At 42.1% G+C, this 278-nt stretch carries 1 protein-coding gene; it reads left to right on the top strand.

The genetic code is table 11. From position 1 onward, the window contains the following. Positions 1-72: 72 nt before the first annotated feature. Positions 73-278: response regulator (locus RYX56_RS22030; RefSeq protein ID WP_317124073.1), on the top strand; the 206-nt coding region annotated here is incomplete at its 3' end.

Genomic DNA, 278 nt, shown 5'->3' with positions numbered 1-278 from the left:
TCGACCCGCCGGGGGTAGTGAGGTTTTTTTTCAAATTCCCATTGAGGTTCAAACGAAAAGGGGTGTTGCTTTGTGAAAATTCATGCCATGATTGTTGAGGATGAACAAATGGCAAGAAAAGAATTAATGTATTTGTTAACTGAGGAAGAGGATGTTGCCCTTTGTCCAAGTGCTGAAACAGGGGAACAGATGCTGCAATTGTATGGCGAATATGAACCGGATGTTATTTTTCTCGATATTCATATGCCTGGAATTTCCGGTATTGAGGCGGCTAACCA

The sequence above is a fragment of the Alkalihalophilus lindianensis genome (assembly GCF_032843265.1).
In the GTDB taxonomy this organism is placed as follows: Bacteria; Bacillota; Bacilli; order Bacillales; family Bacillaceae_D; genus Alkalihalophilus; species Alkalihalophilus lindianensis.
Note: the sequence above shows the minus strand (reverse complement) of the source record. Positions and strands in the feature narration are given on the sequence as shown.